General features: G+C 55.7%; 35 protein-coding genes. 34 read left to right on the forward strand and 1 reads right to left on the reverse strand.

Translation table 11 applies throughout. The features are described 5' to 3' along the window. The first annotated feature begins 68 nt into the window (after positions 1-68). The 29 genes from OKC42_RS14805 (at position 69) to OKC42_RS14945 (ending at position 12212) form a co-directional block, all read left to right on the forward strand. Positions 69-380 (forward strand): hypothetical protein, encoded by a 312-nt coding sequence (locus OKC42_RS14805; protein ID WP_270820175.1) that lies wholly within the window; start codon positions 69-71, stop codon positions 378-380. A 1-nt stretch (position 381) separates the two neighbouring features. Continuing rightward, a complete protein-coding gene (locus OKC42_RS14810; protein ID WP_107961306.1) occupies positions 382-792 on the forward strand; it encodes a zinc-finger-containing protein in 411 nt (136 codons plus the stop codon). Between the two features lie 8 nt (positions 793-800). Next, a complete protein-coding gene (locus OKC42_RS14815; protein WP_107961307.1) occupies positions 801-1085 on the forward strand; it encodes a hypothetical protein in 285 nt (94 codons plus the stop codon). A gap of 10 nt (positions 1086-1095) precedes the next feature. Continuing rightward, positions 1096-1656 (forward strand): hypothetical protein, encoded by a 561-nt coding sequence (locus OKC42_RS14820; RefSeq protein ID WP_107961308.1) that lies wholly within the window; start codon positions 1096-1098, stop codon positions 1654-1656. A 158-nt stretch (positions 1657-1814) separates the two neighbouring features. Next, on the forward strand, positions 1815-2816 hold the full coding sequence (locus OKC42_RS14825) for a hypothetical protein (RefSeq protein WP_107961309.1): 1002 nt from the start codon (positions 1815-1817) through the stop codon (positions 2814-2816). 55 nt (positions 2817-2871) lie between these two features. Then, positions 2872-3804 carry a hypothetical protein gene (locus tag OKC42_RS14830; protein ID WP_107961310.1) on the forward strand — a complete coding sequence of 311 codons (933 nt, stop codon included), beginning with the start codon at positions 2872-2874 and terminating at the stop codon, positions 3802-3804. 2 nt (positions 3805-3806) lie between these two features. Continuing rightward, positions 3807-4406, forward strand: coding sequence for a DNA methyltransferase (locus OKC42_RS14835; RefSeq protein WP_213390104.1), 600 nt, complete (start codon positions 3807-3809; stop codon positions 4404-4406). 16 nt (positions 4407-4422) lie between these two features. Next, positions 4423-5442: a hypothetical protein gene (locus OKC42_RS14840; protein WP_270820177.1), complete on the forward strand. Its 1020-nt coding sequence runs from the start codon at positions 4423-4425 to the stop codon at positions 5440-5442. A gap of 101 nt (positions 5443-5543) precedes the next feature. Next, positions 5544-5990: a tellurite resistance TerB family protein gene (locus OKC42_RS14845; RefSeq protein ID WP_107961312.1), complete on the forward strand. Its 447-nt coding sequence runs from the start codon at positions 5544-5546 to the stop codon at positions 5988-5990. Further along, a complete protein-coding gene (locus tag OKC42_RS14850) occupies positions 5987-6148 on the forward strand; it encodes a DUF3927 family protein (protein ID WP_213390102.1) in 162 nt (53 codons plus the stop codon). The genes OKC42_RS14845 and OKC42_RS14850 overlap by 4 nt, the downstream gene beginning before the upstream one ends. Before the next feature lie 113 nt (positions 6149-6261). Beyond that, entirely contained in the window at positions 6262-6714 is a 453-nt protein-coding gene (locus tag OKC42_RS14855; RefSeq protein WP_107961313.1) for a hypothetical protein, read from the forward strand. A gap of 78 nt (positions 6715-6792) precedes the next feature. Then, complete coding sequence (locus tag OKC42_RS14860) at positions 6793-7068, forward strand: HU family DNA-binding protein (protein ID WP_107961314.1); 276 nt, start codon at positions 6793-6795, stop codon at positions 7066-7068. Continuing rightward, complete coding sequence (locus OKC42_RS14865) at positions 7061-7450, forward strand: hypothetical protein (RefSeq protein ID WP_270820179.1); 390 nt, start codon at positions 7061-7063, stop codon at positions 7448-7450. The genes OKC42_RS14860 and OKC42_RS14865 overlap by 8 nt, the downstream gene beginning before the upstream one ends. Positions 7451-7501: 51 nt before the next feature. Further along, on the forward strand, positions 7502-7750 hold the full coding sequence (locus OKC42_RS14870; RefSeq protein ID WP_107961316.1) for a hypothetical protein: 249 nt from the start codon (positions 7502-7504) through the stop codon (positions 7748-7750). Between the two features lie 29 nt (positions 7751-7779). After that, positions 7780-8010 (forward strand): hypothetical protein, encoded by a 231-nt coding sequence (locus OKC42_RS14875; protein WP_270818105.1) that lies wholly within the window; start codon positions 7780-7782, stop codon positions 8008-8010. After that, a complete protein-coding gene (locus OKC42_RS14880; protein ID WP_107961318.1) occupies positions 8010-8231 on the forward strand; it encodes a hypothetical protein in 222 nt (73 codons plus the stop codon). The genes OKC42_RS14875 and OKC42_RS14880 overlap by 1 nt, the downstream gene beginning before the upstream one ends. After that, a complete protein-coding gene (locus OKC42_RS14885; protein WP_107961319.1) occupies positions 8221-8637 on the forward strand; it encodes a hypothetical protein in 417 nt (138 codons plus the stop codon). The genes OKC42_RS14880 and OKC42_RS14885 overlap by 11 nt, the downstream gene beginning before the upstream one ends. 61 nt (positions 8638-8698) lie before the next feature. After that, positions 8699-8848, forward strand: a complete 150-nt coding sequence (locus OKC42_RS14890; RefSeq protein WP_172438573.1) for a hypothetical protein — start codon at positions 8699-8701, stop codon at positions 8846-8848. Positions 8849-8899: 51 nt separating this feature from the next. After that, positions 8900-9160 carry a hypothetical protein gene (locus OKC42_RS14895; protein WP_146156482.1) on the forward strand — a complete coding sequence of 87 codons (261 nt, stop codon included), beginning with the start codon at positions 8900-8902 and terminating at the stop codon, positions 9158-9160. Next, entirely contained in the window at positions 9153-9395 is a 243-nt protein-coding gene (locus OKC42_RS14900; protein ID WP_107961320.1) for a hypothetical protein, read from the forward strand. Before OKC42_RS14895 ends, OKC42_RS14900 begins: the two co-directional genes overlap by 8 nt. Before the next feature lie 51 nt (positions 9396-9446). Next, complete coding sequence (locus OKC42_RS14905) at positions 9447-9755, forward strand: hypothetical protein (protein ID WP_270820183.1); 309 nt, start codon at positions 9447-9449, stop codon at positions 9753-9755. A gap of 109 nt (positions 9756-9864) precedes the next feature. Further along, positions 9865-10209 (forward strand): hypothetical protein, encoded by a 345-nt coding sequence (locus tag OKC42_RS14910; RefSeq protein ID WP_107961322.1) that lies wholly within the window; start codon positions 9865-9867, stop codon positions 10207-10209. After that, complete coding sequence (locus tag OKC42_RS14915) at positions 10206-10385, forward strand: hypothetical protein (protein ID WP_107961323.1); 180 nt, start codon at positions 10206-10208, stop codon at positions 10383-10385. Before OKC42_RS14910 ends, OKC42_RS14915 begins: the two co-directional genes overlap by 4 nt. Before the next feature lie 50 nt (positions 10386-10435). Beyond that, positions 10436-10735, forward strand: coding sequence for a hypothetical protein (locus tag OKC42_RS14920; protein WP_270820185.1), 300 nt, complete (start codon positions 10436-10438; stop codon positions 10733-10735). An 8-nt stretch (positions 10736-10743) separates the two neighbouring features. Beyond that, positions 10744-10968 carry a hypothetical protein gene (locus OKC42_RS14925; protein ID WP_107961325.1) on the forward strand — a complete coding sequence of 75 codons (225 nt, stop codon included), beginning with the start codon at positions 10744-10746 and terminating at the stop codon, positions 10966-10968. Then, complete coding sequence (locus OKC42_RS14930) at positions 10962-11174, forward strand: hypothetical protein (protein ID WP_107961326.1); 213 nt, start codon at positions 10962-10964, stop codon at positions 11172-11174. The genes OKC42_RS14925 and OKC42_RS14930 overlap by 7 nt, the downstream gene beginning before the upstream one ends. 2 nt (positions 11175-11176) lie before the next feature. After that, complete coding sequence (locus tag OKC42_RS14935; RefSeq protein ID WP_107961327.1) at positions 11177-11446, forward strand: hypothetical protein; 270 nt, start codon at positions 11177-11179, stop codon at positions 11444-11446. Further along, positions 11430-11633: a hypothetical protein gene (locus OKC42_RS14940; RefSeq protein ID WP_107961328.1), complete on the forward strand. Its 204-nt coding sequence runs from the start codon at positions 11430-11432 to the stop codon at positions 11631-11633. Before OKC42_RS14935 ends, OKC42_RS14940 begins: the two co-directional genes overlap by 17 nt. Before the next feature lie 210 nt (positions 11634-11843). Further along, complete coding sequence (locus OKC42_RS14945; RefSeq protein ID WP_213390092.1) at positions 11844-12212, forward strand: hypothetical protein; 369 nt, start codon at positions 11844-11846, stop codon at positions 12210-12212. Positions 12213-12425: 213 nt separating this feature from the next. Here the strand turns inward: OKC42_RS14945 and yjjJ are convergent, their stop codons facing one another. Further along, positions 12426-13730: a type II toxin-antitoxin system HipA family toxin YjjJ gene (gene yjjJ / locus OKC42_RS14950; protein WP_270820188.1), complete on the reverse strand. Its 1305-nt coding sequence runs from the start codon at positions 13728-13730 to the stop codon at positions 12426-12428. Positions 13731-13915: 185 nt separating this feature from the next. Here yjjJ and OKC42_RS14955 point away from each other — a divergent pair, with 185 nt between their 5' ends. Genes OKC42_RS14955 through OKC42_RS14975 form a run of 5 tightly spaced genes read left to right on the forward strand, consistent with a single transcriptional unit; the run spans position 13916 to position 17709 of the window. After that, positions 13916-14164 (forward strand): hypothetical protein, encoded by a 249-nt coding sequence (locus OKC42_RS14955; RefSeq protein WP_107961331.1) that lies wholly within the window; start codon positions 13916-13918, stop codon positions 14162-14164. Continuing rightward, positions 14161-15228 (forward strand): metallophosphoesterase, encoded by a 1068-nt coding sequence (locus OKC42_RS14960; RefSeq protein WP_270820189.1) that lies wholly within the window; start codon positions 14161-14163, stop codon positions 15226-15228. The genes OKC42_RS14955 and OKC42_RS14960 overlap by 4 nt, the downstream gene beginning before the upstream one ends. Further along, positions 15225-15503 carry a hypothetical protein gene (locus tag OKC42_RS14965; protein WP_202211974.1) on the forward strand — a complete coding sequence of 93 codons (279 nt, stop codon included), beginning with the start codon at positions 15225-15227 and terminating at the stop codon, positions 15501-15503. The genes OKC42_RS14960 and OKC42_RS14965 overlap by 4 nt, the downstream gene beginning before the upstream one ends. Beyond that, a complete protein-coding gene (locus OKC42_RS14970; RefSeq protein ID WP_202211973.1) occupies positions 15500-15751 on the forward strand; it encodes a hypothetical protein in 252 nt (83 codons plus the stop codon). The genes OKC42_RS14965 and OKC42_RS14970 overlap by 4 nt, the downstream gene beginning before the upstream one ends. Next, the gene (locus OKC42_RS14975; RefSeq protein ID WP_270820190.1) at positions 15748-17709 is read left to right on the forward strand and encodes an AAA family ATPase; all 1962 of its coding nucleotides are present in this window, start codon (positions 15748-15750) and stop codon (positions 17707-17709) included. The genes OKC42_RS14970 and OKC42_RS14975 overlap by 4 nt, the downstream gene beginning before the upstream one ends. The last annotated feature ends 134 nt before the right edge of the window (positions 17710-17843 follow it).

Genomic DNA, 17843 nt, shown 5'->3' on the forward strand with positions numbered 1-17843 from the left:
GGGGGCGATGTAGAGCCCCCACTCTCATTACGCGAAAATAAGCGTGAACTGAACAGAGAGAGGTCGCTATGACACCCTACAAATTGCTCAATGCCGAAAAGAAAGCGGCTAAATCCCCCAACACATTCAAGCTCCCAGATGCGGAGGCTCGAGCCTCTCTTGGGCCAGGTATCTATGCCAAGCTTGGCTTCGACCCTTGCATTGAAAATTGCCCGTCCGAGCGGATGTGGGTGCTTGTTCTGAACAAGCTAGAGGGCCAGCCATATCTGTACGAGGGGATACTGAAGAACAATCCGGAGTTCATCCCGCCGGAGATCTTGTCGTGTTATGACCTCGTTCATTTCTCGCCAGAGCACATTTTCGAAATTCTGAGGCCGTAGGATGAAGAGAAATACTCCTATATGCCCGTATTGCGGCGAGAGATCGGTTTTCACATCAAGTAGAGAGGTCTACAGCGGTCGAGACTTTGGCCCTATCTACCTCTGCAAATGCCTCCCTGGATGGGCCTATGTCGGCTGCCACCCGGGGACTGTTAAGCCTCTTGGCCGGCTCGCGGACAAAGAGTTGCGGTTTTGGAAGAAGCAGGCTCACGCCGCTTTCGACCCTCTATGGAAGGGAAAGCACATGAAGCGTGGACAGGCTTATGGCTGGTTGGCCGAGCAGCTCGGGATCGACAAGAGCGACTGCCATATCGGCATGTTCGACGTCAAAACCTGCGAGCGGGTGAAGTTTATTTGCCTTGCCAAGCAAAATGAAATTGCTTTGCGTGGTCAGCAAATGTTTACTGTTTAGGTGTTACAATGGCAAAAAATATTGAACAGGCTGTGGAACTGGCCCAGCAGGTTTCCTCTCCTTCTTTTCTGATGCCGGTCGTTGGCGCGTTGTGCGCTCACATGACCTATTCGTCCAATTGCAAGAATGACCGGTACGACGTTGGCAATGTGCCATGCGACATGGCCATTCATCAGCTTCTTAGCGACCTGCGCAAGGCTTGCAACGAGCTGGGTGTGAACTTCGAGGAGATGGTCAAGATTGCGGCCAGCGACAGCCCGTCATTCCATTTATTCCCCTCATTGCTGCATTAAGGAGTTGATCATGACCGCACTGCCTCTCGATGAAACAGATCTCCCTGTCGAGGAGACGAAGAAGACGGAGGCTTCACGCGAGCGCTTCTCTGCCGAGACATTGCGGCGTGACCTGGCGATCAATGATGCCGATCTGGACTCGGCTATGACTGAGCAGGCTGGCCTGTATGGGTTCTATTCCATGCAGTACGCAAAGGCACAGTTTGAAGCGGATCAGGCAAAAATTCGTGCGGAAGTTGCCAAGGCCCGGGCCTATAAGGACGTCCGGTCACGACTGATTAGCAAGGGTGCTAAGTTCTCCGAGGCCCTGCTAGAGGCGGAGGTGACTCTTCACCCCGAATATCAGGACGCCCTGGAACTGTCGGCCAAATACCGGATGCGAGCTGAAATGCTCCGTCAGTCCCTTGAGGCTTTGAAGCAGAGAAGGGACATGTTGGTTCAGAAGGGCAAGTCACGGCTTGAGGAGCTTCGTGGGGAAGTTTATCTGCGTGGCGAACTCTCTCTGGCTGACAAAAAAGCGCATGCCAAGCGCAAGATCGCAGAAGCTCAGGGCGCCATGGGCGACGAATAGGCAATGCGTTTTTGTGTGTTGTTGGTTCAGTAAACACTTACTATAATGCGCTAGAAGTTAAGAAAAACAGCTGCCAACAGTGTTGTTGTCAGCATATCGCTGAACCCCTTACCGCTGCGGCTCAGAGGGGTAGGCACCATAAACACAAGGAAAAAGTTATGAGTACAGCAGTCTCCACCGGTCTTTCCACCTCCCTGCGCGACCGCATTCTGGCTAAGAAGAAGGACATCAAGGCCAAGTCAGGTCTTCGCGCTGATGTTTTGAAGATCCCTGTTGGTAAGCACAAGTTCCGCATCCTGCCGGCTCACCCTGAGTTGGGCGCGGAAGCTGACTTCTGGGCCGACTTTGGTCAGCACTACATCAAGGACTTGGAGGACAAGACCAAGGCTGTATATGTGTGTACTGACAAGACTTTTGGCCGTCCCTGTGGCGTTTGCCAAGCTCTCGAGGCTGCCGGCCGTGGTGTTACTGACGATCAGGAGCTCAAGGCGATTACCGATAGTCAGTGCAAACGCGCTGAAATTCTGGTGAACGTTCTGCACCTGAACTCCAGCGACAAAGCCGGTATCCCGCAGATTTTGCAGATGACCCCGACCACCTTTGCGAAGGTTCTGGACCTGGTTGACGAGTACGGCGACATCACCAGCCTGACAGAGGGCACTGACTTGATCATCACTCGCGAAGGGGTCGGCCTGAATACTGAGTATTCCGTTCAGCCGGCTCGTACCTCTGCGAAGGTCGATCCGTCCGTTCTGAATGGCATGGTCAACCTGCAGGAGTTCATCAAGCAGGAGTCTGAGGAGGGCGCTCGCAAGGCTATCTCCCAGGTGAACGCCATCGTCGGCATCATCGAGCCTGCTGATTTCGCTCCACGCGCCATCGAGCGCAAGCCTGCCGCTAAGGCGCTGGCTGCCGCGACTATCGACATGGACGTTGCTCCGGCGAAGTCTGCTGTGGTCATGGACGAGGACGACGTTCCGTTCACTCCGTCCTCCTCCAAGAGCGCCGCGCTGTCTGACACCGAGCTCGATGAACTGATGTCCATCGACGAGGAGTTGGCCGCGACCGGTACTGACGGGGCGGCAGCGCCGAGCAAGACCTCTTCCTCTGCGAGTGTCGATGACCTCGATGCTCTGCTGGGTGAACTGGACAGCATCTAATTCGCGCTGAACAAAGGGCGGGCAAGTGCTCGCCCTTTTCTATTGGGGAACAACTATGCCATCCATCATCTTGATCGACGCCAACTCCGTCGGTTATGCAGGTCAACACGCCGCCGACCTTAAAACTGGCGACCAGCCTACCCAGGCGATTTACAACTCCCTCGTGGCGCTGCGGAATCAAAGAGCTCTCGATCCGACCGCTCGCATCTTCTATCTGTGGGACAGCCGAGCCCAATTCCGCTTCGACATTCTGCCCTCGTACAAGGGCAAGCGCAGCGACACTCCCGAGAAGGTGAAGGCCAAGGAGGAGTACCACTCTCAACAGCCGTTCATTGAGAAGATGGTCGGGCTGCTCGGTATCGATCAAATCCGGATAGACGGGTTTGAGGCGGACGACGTGGCCTATCAGATGACCAAGCGCTTTGTGGCCAAGGGGTACAAGGTGAAGCTGGTCAGCTCTGACAAAGACTGGCTGCAAATGCTGTTGTCGCCAGATGTCTCCTGGTACGACCCTCGCCTCGACCGCTCCTGCAACCTGAACTTCTTCGACGACTTCACCGGCTACGACCGGATCGACCACTTCGTTGCGGCCAAGTGCATAGAGGGTGACACCTCGGACAACATCGATGGGGTCCCCGGGCTTGGCGAGAAGGCATGCAAGCTGATCTTCTCTCGCTGGGACAGTATCTCGGAGATGGTGAAGGAGTATCGCGCCACAGGTGGGTTCACAAAGGAGCTGCTCGGCCCTGACTTCAGTCGCCACCTCAAGAAGCTCAATGCCTTCTGTGCGAACGAAGGCGGCGCGATGGAGATTTACATCCGAAATCAGCGCCTCATCAATCTGGCCCGTGCGCCGGAGATCCCCAACATCCAATTCATCCAGGGAAAGCCAGACGAGCTCGGCTTCTTCGATGCTTGCGGGGAGCTCGCCTTCCTGTCGATTACTGGCAAGCCAGCCCCTTGGATTAACGCATTTTTCGCGAGGTAACAATGAGCTCTGCAGGCAGATCAAAACGTCGTGAAAACGACTTTTACCCGAGTCCTGAATGGACTGTAAAGGTGCTGCTGAAACGCCTAAAGCTGAGGCCAGACGATGTGTTTCTGGAGCCGGCTAGAGGTGATTCAGCAATATACGATCTGGTTGCGCTGGAATCGAAAAAGTGGGCCGAGTTGTCGATGGGGGTGGACTATCTAAACAATGACCTCGACCTCTCTGCTGACGTCATCATCACCAACCCTCCCTACCTGTTATTGGAGGAGTTCATCAAGACCGCTATAGACCGAGACCTCAAGCCTCGTGGGACGGTTGCGATGCTGTTGCGGTTGAATGCCCTTGGCGCCCACATCCGTTATGAATTTTGGAGCCTGTACCCTCCAACCCACACGCTGACGCTGACCCCAAGACCGACATTTACCGGCGGAGGCACCGACTCCTCTGAATATGCCTGGTTTATCTGGGACTACGGCGGCAGATACCTCGACCGACCGATTGCCGTCGCCTCGAGAACAGAGGTGGATCCAACCTACAAACCAAGGAAAGTTGTAAAAAAGGTTCCAACCTTTAAAGCAACCTCCGAAGCAGTCGTTTAAAAAAGGAATCAAGGTAATGAGCAAAACAGCAAGCATTGCATCTGCCATCGAAGAAATCTTCGGAGGTGAGCCTGATACCGTTGGTGTTCGTCATTGGCTCGATACCGGCTACGCTCCGCTCAACATGGCCCTGACCGGTCGCCCGCTCGAGGGGCTGCCGTCCGGCCGTATCGTCCAGATGTACGGAGACAGCTCTTCCGGCAAGACGGTCATTTCCGTTGACCTGATGATTGCGGCACAGAAGGCGGGCGGTCTGGCGCTCTTTATGGACCACGAGCGTACCTTCATGAAAGACCTTGCCGAGGCGCGAGGCCTGAATATGGAGCGTGGCCGCTTCTCGCTGCAGTACCCGCGCACCTTCGAAGAGAGCATCACAAAGGCGGTGAAGTGGGCTCGATACATTCGTGACAACGAGCTGGTGCCTGAGTCCGCCCCCTTGATTGTCGTGTTCGACTCCCTGAACTCCATGGTGCCGCAGAGCAAGATGGAGAAGGAGCTGGACGAGCTCAAGATGAATGACAAGTTGGCCCTAGCGGCATCGTGCAGCTCGGTGTTCCCCGCGCTCACTGTGCTGGCCGAAGAGACCGACTGCCTGATGTTATTCCTCGACCAGATCCGACAAGACCCAGGCGTCATGTTCGGCGACAACACCAAGACATCCGGCGGCAAAGCGCCCGGCTTTTACTCGACCATCCGCATCGCTCTCAGTCGCAAGGTGATCAAGAAAGACGGGGCAGAGCTGGGTCAGTCCATCGTGGCCAAGATCGTCAAGAACAAGGTCGGTCGGCCGTTCCTTACCGCAGAGTGGGACTTCCTGTTCGATGAGGATGGCTCCGGCTTCCTCGACCGCATCGGCGGCATGGTCGATTACCTGGTCAATCGGGGCATCATCGCCAAAGCCGGTGCGTACCTGGAGTTCAAGGGCAAGAAAGTGCATCGCGGCCCGCTGGTTGAGGCTCTGCGCAATGCCGACGCCTACACCGAGTTGCTGCAAATGCTGATCGACTTCGAGAAGGCTAACGCAGAGGTCGAATAGCGAAAATCGAGGAATTGCAGGGGCGTGTATAGACGCGCCTCTGCAGTCACTTTAATATGTAAGCGTTTACTGAAAACAATCAATCAACTGAGGATATAGTAATGTTTGGACTGAAAAGACTGCTGGGCGGGAAAGCTAACGAACTGAAAGTTGTCTCCAAGAAGATCGAGAACCGCAATCTGATGGAAGCGATTGTAGGTGGCCAGCTGCTCATTGCCTACTCCGAAGACCGCAACCTGGACGACAGCGAGCGCACCAAGATCGAAGGTCTTCTGCGCACCAACCCGAACCTGAGCTCCTTCGGTAACGAGCTGACCGATTACTTCAACCAGACCAACAATGCCTTGAAGGCCGGCTATATCACCGCCCGCCTGCGCATTCTGCGCGAGATCGAGGAGATCAAGAACAACCCCAATGAGGCCCAGGACGTCATGGGCAACCTGCTGGAGGTGGCGCTGGCCGACGGCAACATCAGCGAAGCGGAAGAGAAAGAGCTGAAGGCTATCGCAAGCAAGCTTAACCAGAACTTGGATGACTTCCTGCAGTGAGAGCCTGGTTCTACAAGAACGGCGCCTACGCCTTCATGGGTCTGAGCGTGTTTGTGGATTTCGCCAATCAGCTGATGTCCACCCTTGCCGATGGCCTGTTAATCGCTGCAGCAGCCTGTTTGATGCGGGCCTCGGCCCTGAAGAAAACCGAGTCTTAACGAGTGGCCCTGCGGGGCCACAACTGAAAAACGGCCTCCCCTCGATGTTTGTGCGTGAGGGTGATTGGGCAATCACGAGGCCGTTTTTCAGTTGTTAAACCGTGGAGATAGAAATGCGTAAGTTGCTATGGGCGTTGCTGCCAGTGAGTCTGATGCTGGCCGGATGTGGTGATGACCCGGAGGAGAAGGCCCAAGAGATCGCTCAGTCCAAGATTGAGCTGATGCAGAAGGAGCTGGAGCTCAAGCAGAAGGAGCTGGAGCTCAAGGAGAGATCGCTGTCGGAGGTTAGTGCCCCGGCCGCCCCGGCCTCGCCAGTTGTCGTGAACTCCGGTTCCGATAGTGGCCTGTCCGATGTGATCCTGGGAGCTGCCGTGGGCGGTCTTGTCGCCAACGCAATGAACTCCCCCTCTCACAGCGCCAGCCACGCCCCCGTCATTGTCCACAAGACGGTCGTGAAAAAGACGGTCTACAAAAAGCCAAAGCCCTACAAGGCATATAAGCCCTACAAGCCGAAACCCTACAAGCTCCCCCAGAGCTCCACTTTCAGCAAGCCAAAGCGCTACTGATCGTACCGCATGAGGCTCTTCCCCGAGCCTCATTCAGTGCGACCAGCACGACAACAGCAACAAACTCTGGAGGTAACGATGAACAAGAACGATCTGATCCGCGCTATCGCAGAAGACACCGGTTTTACCGTGGCCGCATCCGAGAAGTTTCTGAATGCCTTGGTTTCACGCATTCAGATCGCCGCGAAGAACAGCGAGGAGGTCGCCATTCACGGGTTTGGCAAGTTTGCCCCCGTCACTCGCGCCGCTCGTACCGGCCGCAACCCGCAAACCGGTCAAGAGATTCAGATCCCCGCTCGCACCGACCTGACCTTCAAGTCCGGTAAGCAGCTGAAGGATTTGCTGAATGGCTAAACCGTTCAATCTGCGCGACCTGCTGCGGAAAGTCTTCTCTCGCCGCAAGCGAGCGACATTTGTCCGTGCAGAGCGTCCAGTGAAGAAGCCGCGCTTCCATAGCTCAATTGCTGCGGAGAAGGCAGTCATGGAGCATCAGCGCAAAGCGAATGGTGGCATTCAAGGCTGCTCAATGCCTTACGTAATCTTCGATGAGGCGGAAAGGTCCCCCTCTGTCCGTTGTGAGGATGAGCGTCGCTCGCATCGAGACACGGATAGTCAGGCGGCGGTCTTCGCCAGCAGCTGTTATGACCATGGAAGTCGAGATACTGGGTACAGCAGTGGTGACAGCTATAGCAGCGGTGACAGCTGCAGCGGAAGCAGCAGCGCAGGCTGCGACTAACTCAAGGCCGGTTTCCGGCCTTTTTCAATTCTGGGTTTTGACGGGGGACGTATGACTGCCGCAATCGCACTGTCGATGGAAGACCGGAAGGCGCTTGTTCTGCAGAGGGCAATCGCTCAATACGAGGCGCTGCGAGAGAAATGGCTGAGCGAGAGGACGCCGGAACAGCTTGCCCTCATTGAGGAGAACCTGCGAAAGCCTCGACCTCTTCACCACGCATTGTCCATCGAGAAGGAGAGGAGCGGAGTTGTCACGCGCAGTTTGTACCCGTATCCGGGGTTGAAGGTTTTGAAGTGGTAATTGTCAGTTTGAACAAGCAAGGAGTCTCTATGCACGATTATTTCAGCCCGAGCGGTTCCCCGATTGTCGGCACCAAAGAGCTGCTCACCGGCACCGCTTATTTGCTCTCCATATCTGACGAAGGCGTCCCCGAATACGAGGGCTCTACCGATGTTAACTGGAACGAGCAGAAGACCGCCCGCAACGACAAAGGCGAGATGATTTTCGTGGCTGAGGATGGTTCTGAGTGGGCGTTTGGCGATCTGGTCAGGGGGCGTTAATGAGCGAGACGGTTGAGGCTTTGGCCGAGCTGCAGGCTCGCTTGGCAGATGCCGAGCTTGCGCTGAGAAAGATGGTGTCGGCTCACGATTCGATTTTCTCCCAGTGCTGCTCCAACCCCATCTACAACGCCTGGGGCCGACAGGTTGATGTTTCCGAGTTCAATGAGGCCTATCTGATGGCCAGCCATTTCTTGAAAGGAGAGGACGCCCATGACCTTTGACCCATCTGTAAAGATCTCCGCCGACGAGCGCATCACCGCGACTGTTTCGCCGGCCACGCTGAAAACGCATCCGGATGGCCGGATCACCTTTAAAAACAAGGCGAGACTCCGCCTGTGCCTGGACAGGTTCCTTCTGCAATCAGCCGGATACCCAGAGGACACTCGCCTCTCGCTGTTGGGTGCCGTCCGGACTGGCGAGTCCATCTTTGTTCGGTTCAAGCTCGGGAAGGAGGGCAAGGCGCTGTCAAACATCAAGGTCCGGTCCGGCAAGTCGGAGCTTGCTATCCACGGCTCAGTCATTGGCGACAAGCTGCCGGCCGTTCGCCGAGCCAAGTGCAATTTCTGGATCAACAAGGATGAGGATTCAATCACGATCTCGATCCCAACTGGCGTCAAGGCGCGTTGATTGAGTGATCAGTGCGTGTTTACTATTCTTGTTTTGTAACAGCAACAAAGTGGAGCTGATTATGAGCAACCTTTTCCAGGCGATGACCACCGACAACTTGAGGAAGTTAAGAGCGAGACTTGAGCAGGCGATCAGCCTCTCACGCTCTTGCTCGATAGACCTTTTGGAGCGGTTCGAGGCGGTAGAAAAGGCGCTGGCCGCAAGGAAGTGATTTTTTTTGATGCTGTTTGTAAGTAAATATTGACTGAATGCCGAGGTTTTGATGAACGCACAGATTTCGACTTTTACCGTGATAGGCGTTTACGAGAGCAACGGACAGTTGTTCGCGACCCACTCACACGGAACAAGCGGAGAGCATGCCATGCAGTTGGTCGCCAGAAAACTGGACGACGAGGGCATTGTTGCTGACTTCGTGGTTGCCATCAAAGGGGCGCACTTCGAAGGGCAAAGCTTGTTCTTCCCAGGTGAGGGCTTGGTAAGTGGCGATGCTCTTCTTGAGCTGCAGGAGGAAGGCGATGAATGACCCGATTTTAGAAAGCGGACACTGGTTTACAGACGGTTCCCGCCTGTTCATAGTCCCACCCGGCGTCGAAGAGATCATCGGCCCGGATGCGCCAGTCGTTGAGGAGCTGAACAGCATTTACCGCAACGGCCAGTTCGAACAGATCAGCCCTGAACAGGTTGCCGCCCAGTGCGGTTTGGAAATCATCCCCTCAATGCTGCGCCGCAAGTTCGGCCAGCGCTATTTCTCTGCTTAAGGTGAGCTTATGGCGTACACACTGATAGACAAAATGGCCATTGGAATGGCTATGAGTTGCCTCTTTTGCGGCCTAGATGACTTCAACGATGCCTTTGACGCCTACATCAAGCTCAAAGACTCGGATGGCGAGAACTTTGACGAGCTGACCCTGTGGGAGCCGGTTGAAGGCAAGAGCTTCGAGCAGGTCATCGACATCGTTGAGGACATGGCCTTCTCCAACAACCAAACGCTCCGGCAGCTGGCCGACGCAATCAAAGCCGGCCTGATCGCCAAAGCGATCGACTGCACCCTGGATTCGGATTTCAACAATCTGGACATGGTGGCCATTGCAGAGGAGGGGTATCAAGCTGAGTCTTAACCTCTGCACAGGTCAAAACCCGCGCTATTGCTCACTTTTTTGAGGTTTTGATGTTCAGTGCCCGCTGACTGTATGTAAAAATCAGTTATCGCTTAACAGAGAGCTGACCATGAAACATGACGAAGTTATTGTCCGAGCGATCGCTCAGGCCACCAGTAACGGAGAGCCGAACAAGGGTATCGGCGCAGTTGGCGCAACGAATCGCATGGCGAAGAACTACTGGGACCGCAAGCTCGGTATGAAAGAGGTCTGCATCTTGCTGAATATCACAGTGAGCGCCCTCAAGGTTGGCATTGCTACCGGCACCTTGCCTGATGGCCGCCCCTGTCCGAAGGTAGTCGCAGTGACCGGCAGCCGGGCGATCTTCTTCGATGGAATTGAGGTTAAAGCCGCGATGTACGGGATGCGGGTTGAAGATCTGATAGAGGACATGAAGCTGGACGGGCTTCTATGAAGAAAGAAGTCACTCTGGTCGTTGATGTCGGCCTGAAGGAAGCAAGCAGAGCGCTTGGGCGCTTCTCTGACGCTGCCGAACGAATCGAGCAAGCAGAGCGCTTGCCAGACTCAAAGGCTCGCACATTGACGCTTGGAGAGTTGATTGTCATCGCCCTTAACGGGCGTAAAGAGTAGTTCTTTTTTTTGTCTTGCCATAAAAGTAAACACTTACTGATGGAGTGAATATGGAAAGTAACATCGAAAAAATGGCCGATCGCTATGCTGACGAAGTGATCGACGGAAACCCCGCGCTGTTCGACTGCATTGAGATCCAGGGTGTCTCCAATGTGGACGGAGAAGGTCCGAGCGGCATCTGCGAAGTGGACAATGACGATCCCGACTTCTTCAGTGTTTACCTGCACCTGGTAGAGGGCCGCGTTGCATGTGTCGGCGACTTCTCCGAGCTTGCTCATGCAGAGGCCTATGCCGACGAGCTCAGTGCCAAGTACGGTTGGGACGTCCAGAACTTCGCAGCCAAGAAATAGAGGTTGGCATGAGCACTCACGACATTCGAATCGACTACGAAGGGGAAACCGGCGAGGATTGCACAAAAGTGCTGGTTTCTGCAGTGCCTCATGCAGATGCGCTGGCCATGCTTGGCCAGCGTTGGGATGAAAACAGTTTGGTCTCGGCGCTCTATGACTTCATCTGCGATGAGGTCGGTCAGGCCGACATCTATATCTGCGAAACCAGTGAGCCTATGGAGGCAACATGCTGATACTGAGTACCGGCCAGGACTCGACTCTTGGCAACTATCGCAAGATGACCGCTGCAATTTTCGGAGAGGACTCCAAGGCGGTTGAGTTCCTGGACAAAAAGATCGCCGAGTCTCCGAACGGCGAGAACGAGGAGGTCATTGTTGAGGAGAGCCAGGCGGTCCTTATGCTCTCGACCATCCACAATCGCGGCGTTGAAGGGGCTTGAGCATGTTGAAGGATTACATCAACTCCAATGCGATGCTCGATTTGAACAATAACCCGAAGCCGCTGCCGTGCATCCTGATTAACTCCGCGGGCAGTCACTCGGCGACTTTTACCGACGCCAGAGGGCATGACCCTGTCAGTGTCCAGCAGGCCATCTCAACCGTCATGGCCATGAATGCGTCCATCGGCAAGATGACGGAGGCTCGTGACAACCTGCTCTCGCTCATCGAAGAGACGGTCAAAGAGGAAAAGGGTGATGGCCATAGTCTTTGACCCGATGGCTCAAGCCGGCATCAACCGCGCTGCGGCCCAGATGCGAGATAGGGCCAGAGAGCGCTTCATGGAGGAACTGAACGAGCTGATCGTCGCCCACATGCGCCGCTACGGTGCTGATGATGAAGTGACATGGTTCGGCATGACAGAGCGCCCTGTCTTCCGCTACGAAGAGCCCACGATCTGACACTACCGACCAACTGCCTAACTCGCTGACTGACCCCACTGAAAAGTCTCCTGTAATCTGTCTCAAACAGAACAGGAGACTTCAATGCAAACCTTCCTCAACATCAAGACAAACGCGCTCAGACGCTACCCCGACAATCACTTCACGCTGACATGCGCAAGCAACGGGAACGCGCTCTGTGACGCTTGTGCTGCGTCTAGCGAGTGCCCCATGCGCTATCAGAAGAAGCGTTGCGATCAGTTCGTGCCGGTGCTCCGGTTCGCTGTGAATGCAAATCTCGATCTCCCTCTCTACAACACCATCCGGATTGGGAAGGCCTGGAGCGATCGCCTGCCGGTCGGTGCCCGGGTCGGTGTGTGGGATGACGTAAAGCGAGAGCTCTCGTTTGCAGAAGTGAAGGGGAACTACTGGGGCAAAGAGAAGGACTTGGTGCTTGCCGAACACGCCGGCCGCAACCACATCGGCATGACACTGGCTGCTCCGGCTATCGAGTTGGCCGGGGTGTTGGCCAACTGCTACGGCAAGGGGTTCTACGCCAAGTCCTTTGGACTATCTGTGCTCTACCTGAGTCCAATCTGACAGGCACAAATCAGCGTTAGGGGATCCCCTAACGCTTCTCTTCCCGCTCGCACATGTCACAGATCTCTTGATCCAGCCAAATCGTCTTAACCTCCCCGCCCTGCTCGTAAACCTTATCCTCCTCCTCTGTGAGGTGGTGTAGGTCAATTCGAACGGTGCAGTAGCACTTCCGGCACTGATGATGGTGTATTGGCATTGGCGGTTCCTATAGCTTTAAGGCAGTGCGTTTATTTGTATCGAGGCGTGTGCGATGTTGAAGGCGATGGCTTCAATGCACGGCCTGAATCTGTCCGAGAAGCCTTCATGGCCTCTTATCCGTTCGAGAAACTCTCTCGCGTGTTCCAGCGCTTTTCTCCAATTTTCCGCGCTCGCGTGGCCAGAGATGGCTATAGGTGCCAGGTTGTCCGGCACCTCGCCGCTGGTTTTCGGGGAGAAGCACATCGGCAGCACGTCGTAAGCCGGTGACAGGCTGTACGGCCGTCCCCCGCTGGTCACGAATGACAGGTTTCCGTTGTGCATGTCGGTATTGCCTATCAGCCTCCCGAACGCCCACCGAACCTCGGTTTCGTCACAGGCCTCCGCATTGACATGTCCATCCATCACAAGCCTTCTGACCAGTGGCGGCCAATACCCGGGCGGCGCACCGACAAACTCCAGGTTCAATGCCTCAAGAGAGATCATGCCCACCCTCCCTCTCTCACCTACTCGGTCGAACCGTGGGACTTCGAGGAACCTCTGGTCGCCAAAATCGAACACATAGGTCGGCACCCCGAGAACGCCAAGAGCAATGTGCTCGGCCAGCAATAGGTCGGCCCATCTCTCACTGATCTGATTGCCGGCCGCGATGGTGAACTTCACTATCACATGGCCATGGTCGGTGTAGGTGCAGAACTTAGGCTGCTCCCCGCCAGCGGAAGACCCCGGGATCTCGCCATCGCTTGCCGCTCTGGCCATTGCCGGATAATCCTGCTGCCGGTTGACGGGGACAGGGCGAGCCATGTTCCTGAAGTCCTCGCATGCCCTCTCACCAATGAGCAGGTTTCCGGTTGCATCATGTCCGTGCAGAGCCAGAGCCTTGATGACATCTTTTTCGCTCCAAAACTTAGGATCTGCAGGCAGATTTAATTCTTCCGCGTATGCGGAGGCGTATGCCCTCCCCAAGTAGCCTTGAGGGCGCATGTCGTACAACCACCAAGGGAGGCCATCAAAGAGCTCTTTTCCGTGCTCGTCGGACCCCATGACGAACCCATCCGGGCAAATTGGCGTCAGAGTGCCTATGGGCGTCACTTCCCCATTGGTTTCGACCCTGTAGATATGCTCCGGCCTTGCGCCATCGAAGGTGTCTCGCATGGCGTACTGAATGGATCTTCCATTCCCGATCTTGATGATCTCGTCGCGGATTTGATTCAGGGTGCGAGAGAGTGTCGGCTGGCTAATGCGAAATAACATGCGAAGTTCCGCGGGGTTACGCACTCCAGCTGAGAGGAATTGTCTTATCTGAAAGAGACGGCGTTCCATGGTTTTTCATCTTCGCGTGAATGGATTAGAGAACCCACAAGATAACACATAGGCCGTCTTTAAGGTCTTCATCTTTGCCCCTGAACGCTCTCCTTTTCGTCCTCATTTTCATAGGGCAAATAGATTTCGGATCAGTAAATGCTTACTATAATGCGCTTGTAACTGAGCTGAACTATGGAGTAGTTATGACGACCAACAACGTGATTCAAGACCAAGGCACCTGTGAGTGCATTCTTGAGCCCAGTGGCAAAGGCGGCCTGGAGGGCTATGTCAGCGGCGAGAAGTATCGGTACATGCACATGTCCCACGACAAGCACGGCAAGCCCTACTATCGGGTGTTCCCGTCCGATCTCTGGCCCGACTATTACGAGACCTGTGACGAGTCTCTTTTCCGCGCCCATTTCACCATCACCGAGAAGGAGATGGCCAAGTGAGCATCGAAGGCATCATTTCTGACACCCACAACCACAACTGGTCGGTCTTTTCTCACCAGTTGTCGAACGGCGTGAACAGCCGGCTGCAGCACATCCTCGACGAGACATGGCGAGCGGCCGAGATGATCAAGGAAAAGGGCGGAGACACGCTCATTCATGCCGGCGACATTTTCCATGTTCGCGGCAGCGTAGCCCCGTCCGTTCTGAACCCGACAGTGGAGCTCTACAGCCGGATTTACAACGACCTCGGTCTGAACGTGTATCTTCTGGCCGGCAACCACGACCTGGAGGGTAACAACTCGTCCACCCTCGGGAATGCGGGTGAGGCTCTGACCGGTGCCGGCGTCTGGGTTATCTCCAACGTCTTCGCTGACGAGAAGAACAAGCGCCTCTTCATCCCTTACTTCGACAGTTGCGACAAGGTGCGCGAGCACATCGAGAAGTTCATCCGTGACAAGGGCAGTGATGCCGGAGAGATCGCTCAATGGAGCCTCTACATGCACGCACCTCTCAACGGCGTCTTGTCCGGTATCCCAGATCACGGCTTCTCACCGGAAGAGCTGCAGGCCTACGGCTTCAAGCGTGTGTTCTGTGGCCATTACCACAACCACAAGGACTTCGGCGTTGTCGTGTCGGTTGGCGCTTTGACTCACCAGACATTCAGCGATGTCGGCAGCAAGGCCGGCTTTGTGCTCCACGAGCGCGAAACCGGCCTGCTGACTCATTACACCTCCAACGCCCCGCGATTTGTGGATTTCGACCCTGAATGGGACGAGATGGAGACCTTCGAGCAGGTCAATGGCCACTTCGTTCGTGTTCGCCTGGAGTCGGCCACCAATGAAGAGGTTGAGGAGGTCCGCAAGTTCCTGAACGAGCAGGGCGCTGCGTCTGTCCAGGTGATCCATGTTCCGAAGGTGGAGGTCTCTCGCGAGGGCGGAAGCAGCATCGAAGCCGGTGCCTCTATTCGCGTCAGTTTGCATGACTGGTGCCGTGCGCGTGGGTTCGACGAAGTGGTTGGTATCGAGTCACAGAAAATCATGGATGAAGTGGAGGCGAAGGTATGAGGCTGAGCGATCTTCCCGAGTCCTGCTATCAGCTCGGGCGAGAGTACAAGGCGCTGATTAATGGGGGTGCGCACTTTGCCATCGGCACCGTGTTCCGCCTGTACGAGCGTGAGGATTATGCGGCTGTGGTTCGTGCTGTCGTGAAGAGCTCGACGGTCCCCAATCACTACATCCTGCAGGGGCTTGGCGACACGCCGGAGCTGCGAGCTTTAGTTGAGCAGCACCATGCCTTTACAGCACACGAAGTCCGGTTTTCCGAGGGAGCGAAGGTATGAAGCTCACCGAGCTACCGCCTGGCGTAATCAAAGCCGGCTCTCTCTACCAGCTTCTCGTTAGCCGACCTGCTTCCAAGGATGAGATCGTGCGAATCCCTGGGGTTTACGACCTGTTCGGTGTTGTCGTTACTCCCGCTCTCGACGGAGCCTCAGCCGCCCTCATTCGCGGCATCGGTAAATCCACTGCCCTTATCAGAGCTATCGGTTCGGCTGATTTGCCCGGCTGCATAGCGGAGCCTATCAAATGAAGATTAACCGCTTAGAAATCGACGCCTTCATGGCCATTGGCCAAATCACTGTTGACCTGGACAGCAAGGGGCTTGTCCTGATTCAGGGCGAGAACGACGACGACACCTCTCAAAACAGCAACGGCGCGGGTAAATCCACTGTAGCGGAGGCGCTGTGCTGGGCTCTCTACAACGAGACCGCCCGCGGCGATTCTGGAGACGAGATCGTCAACCGGAAGCTCAAGAAAGGCACCCGGGTGATGGTTCAGTTGGTAGACGGGCCTCGCACGTACAACGTCATCCGTCATCGCAAGCATCCCGTCCACAAGAACCGAGTGCTGCTGATCGATGTTACCGACCCTGCAGATCCTATCGACCTGACCCAGGGCACCGACAAGGCCACTCAAGAGGTGATCACCAAACTTGTCGGCTGCACGAGCGACGTGTTCCGCGCGGCCATCTACTCCGGGCAGGAGGCTCATATTGATCTGCCTAGCCTCACCGACAAGAACCTGAAGATGATCGTGGAGGAGGCGGCCGGCATCGACAAGATGCAGGAGGCCCACGTTATCGCCAAGAACCGGATGGTGGAGAAGAAATCCGCCGTCACATCCTTGGAGAACTCTGTAAATACCCACCAGGCTGCCCTGGACGCCTGTCTTAGCGGCATCAAAGAGCTCATTGAAGGGCGAGACAATTATGAGGTCAGTCGCTCTTCCAAGTCCTCTGCGGAGCGAGCGGCAATGGCTGAATCGGTCGCCAAGGCCAAGGTTATTCAGGCAGAGATAAGCAGTCTGGATGAAGCCGGTATTGCCTCTGAACGCGCCGCCGTCTCAGCCAGGATCGCCGCGGTAGATGGAGAGCGTGTCGAACTCGGCCGGCTGATCTCGGCTCATGGCGAGGCAAAGCTTCGGGTTTCGACAGTCCAAAAGCGCCTGAATGATGAAAAGGCACAGGCCACCCGCTGCAAAGAGATCATGGCCAACGTAGAAGCCGAGATCGGGACCAAGTGCGAGAGCTGCGGGCATGTTCTGGAAGCGTCCGATGTAGCCGGCAGGATGGATAGCGTAAAGAGCAAGGCCGTAAGCCATGTTCATAGCGCGAAGAACGCCGCGGCCGAGCTTGCCGAAGCCGAGGCTGCCTTCGCTGCGGCCACCTCCGAGCTTGAAGCTTTCAAGTCATCCATGACCGACCTGACTGCGGAGACCGAGCGCCTGGCTGAGCTTGATGCTCTTCAGGTCAAACTGAACAACCTCAAGATGTCCATGCAGTCTCTTGTCGATTCTGCAAAGGGCAATCGGGCAAGAGCGGAAAGCATCGATTCCGAGGTCAACCCGTACATCAGCAGCATCGAGAAGGCGGAGCTGAAGGCCCAGGAGATCGAGGAATCGATCGTTGCGCTTAAAGCCTCTCTGGAGACGGCTCGTGAAGAGCTCTCTGTCGCCGAGAAGGTTGTAGAGGTGTTCAGCCCTGCCGGTATCCGCGCTCACATCCTCGATACGGTCACGCCGTTCCTCAACGATCGAACCTCTCGCTACCTGGGCATCCTGTCCGACGGCAACATCCGGGCGACCTGGAACACCATCAGCACTACAGCAAAAGGGGAGCTGCGCGAGAAGTTCGAGATCAGTGTCACCAGCGCGACGGGCGGCTCCAACTACCGCTCCCTGTCCGGTGGTGAGAAGCGAAAGGTGCGCCTGGCTACCGCTCTGGCCCTGCAGGACTTGGTGAGCTCCCGGGCTGCCAAGCCAATTCGACTGTGGATTGGCGACGAGATTGACGATGCGGTCGATGATGCCGGCCTTGAGCGCTTGATGACCGTTCTCGAGGAGAAGGCGAAGGAGAAAGGAACCGTGCTGATCATCAGTCACAACCCCATTCGTGACTGGGTTCGTCAGCATGTAATTGTCCGCAAGCGCGGCGGGCTTTCCGAGATGGAAGGCGTTCTTTGTGTCGAGCGAGACACGGTAGGCGAGTAATAAACCGGCCCCTTCGGGGGCTTTCTATGGAGACATCTATGGCTGTAACAACAACGAGGGGCGGGGGCGGAAGAAAAACCCCTGCAGCGAGTTCAGTAAAGATCGGGCATGACGTTCTGCAAATCCTCGCCGAG

Source organism: Aeromonas sp. Y311-2, from assembly GCF_027706025.1.
In the GTDB taxonomy this organism is placed as follows: domain Bacteria; phylum Pseudomonadota; class Gammaproteobacteria; order Enterobacterales; family Aeromonadaceae; genus Aeromonas; species Aeromonas veronii.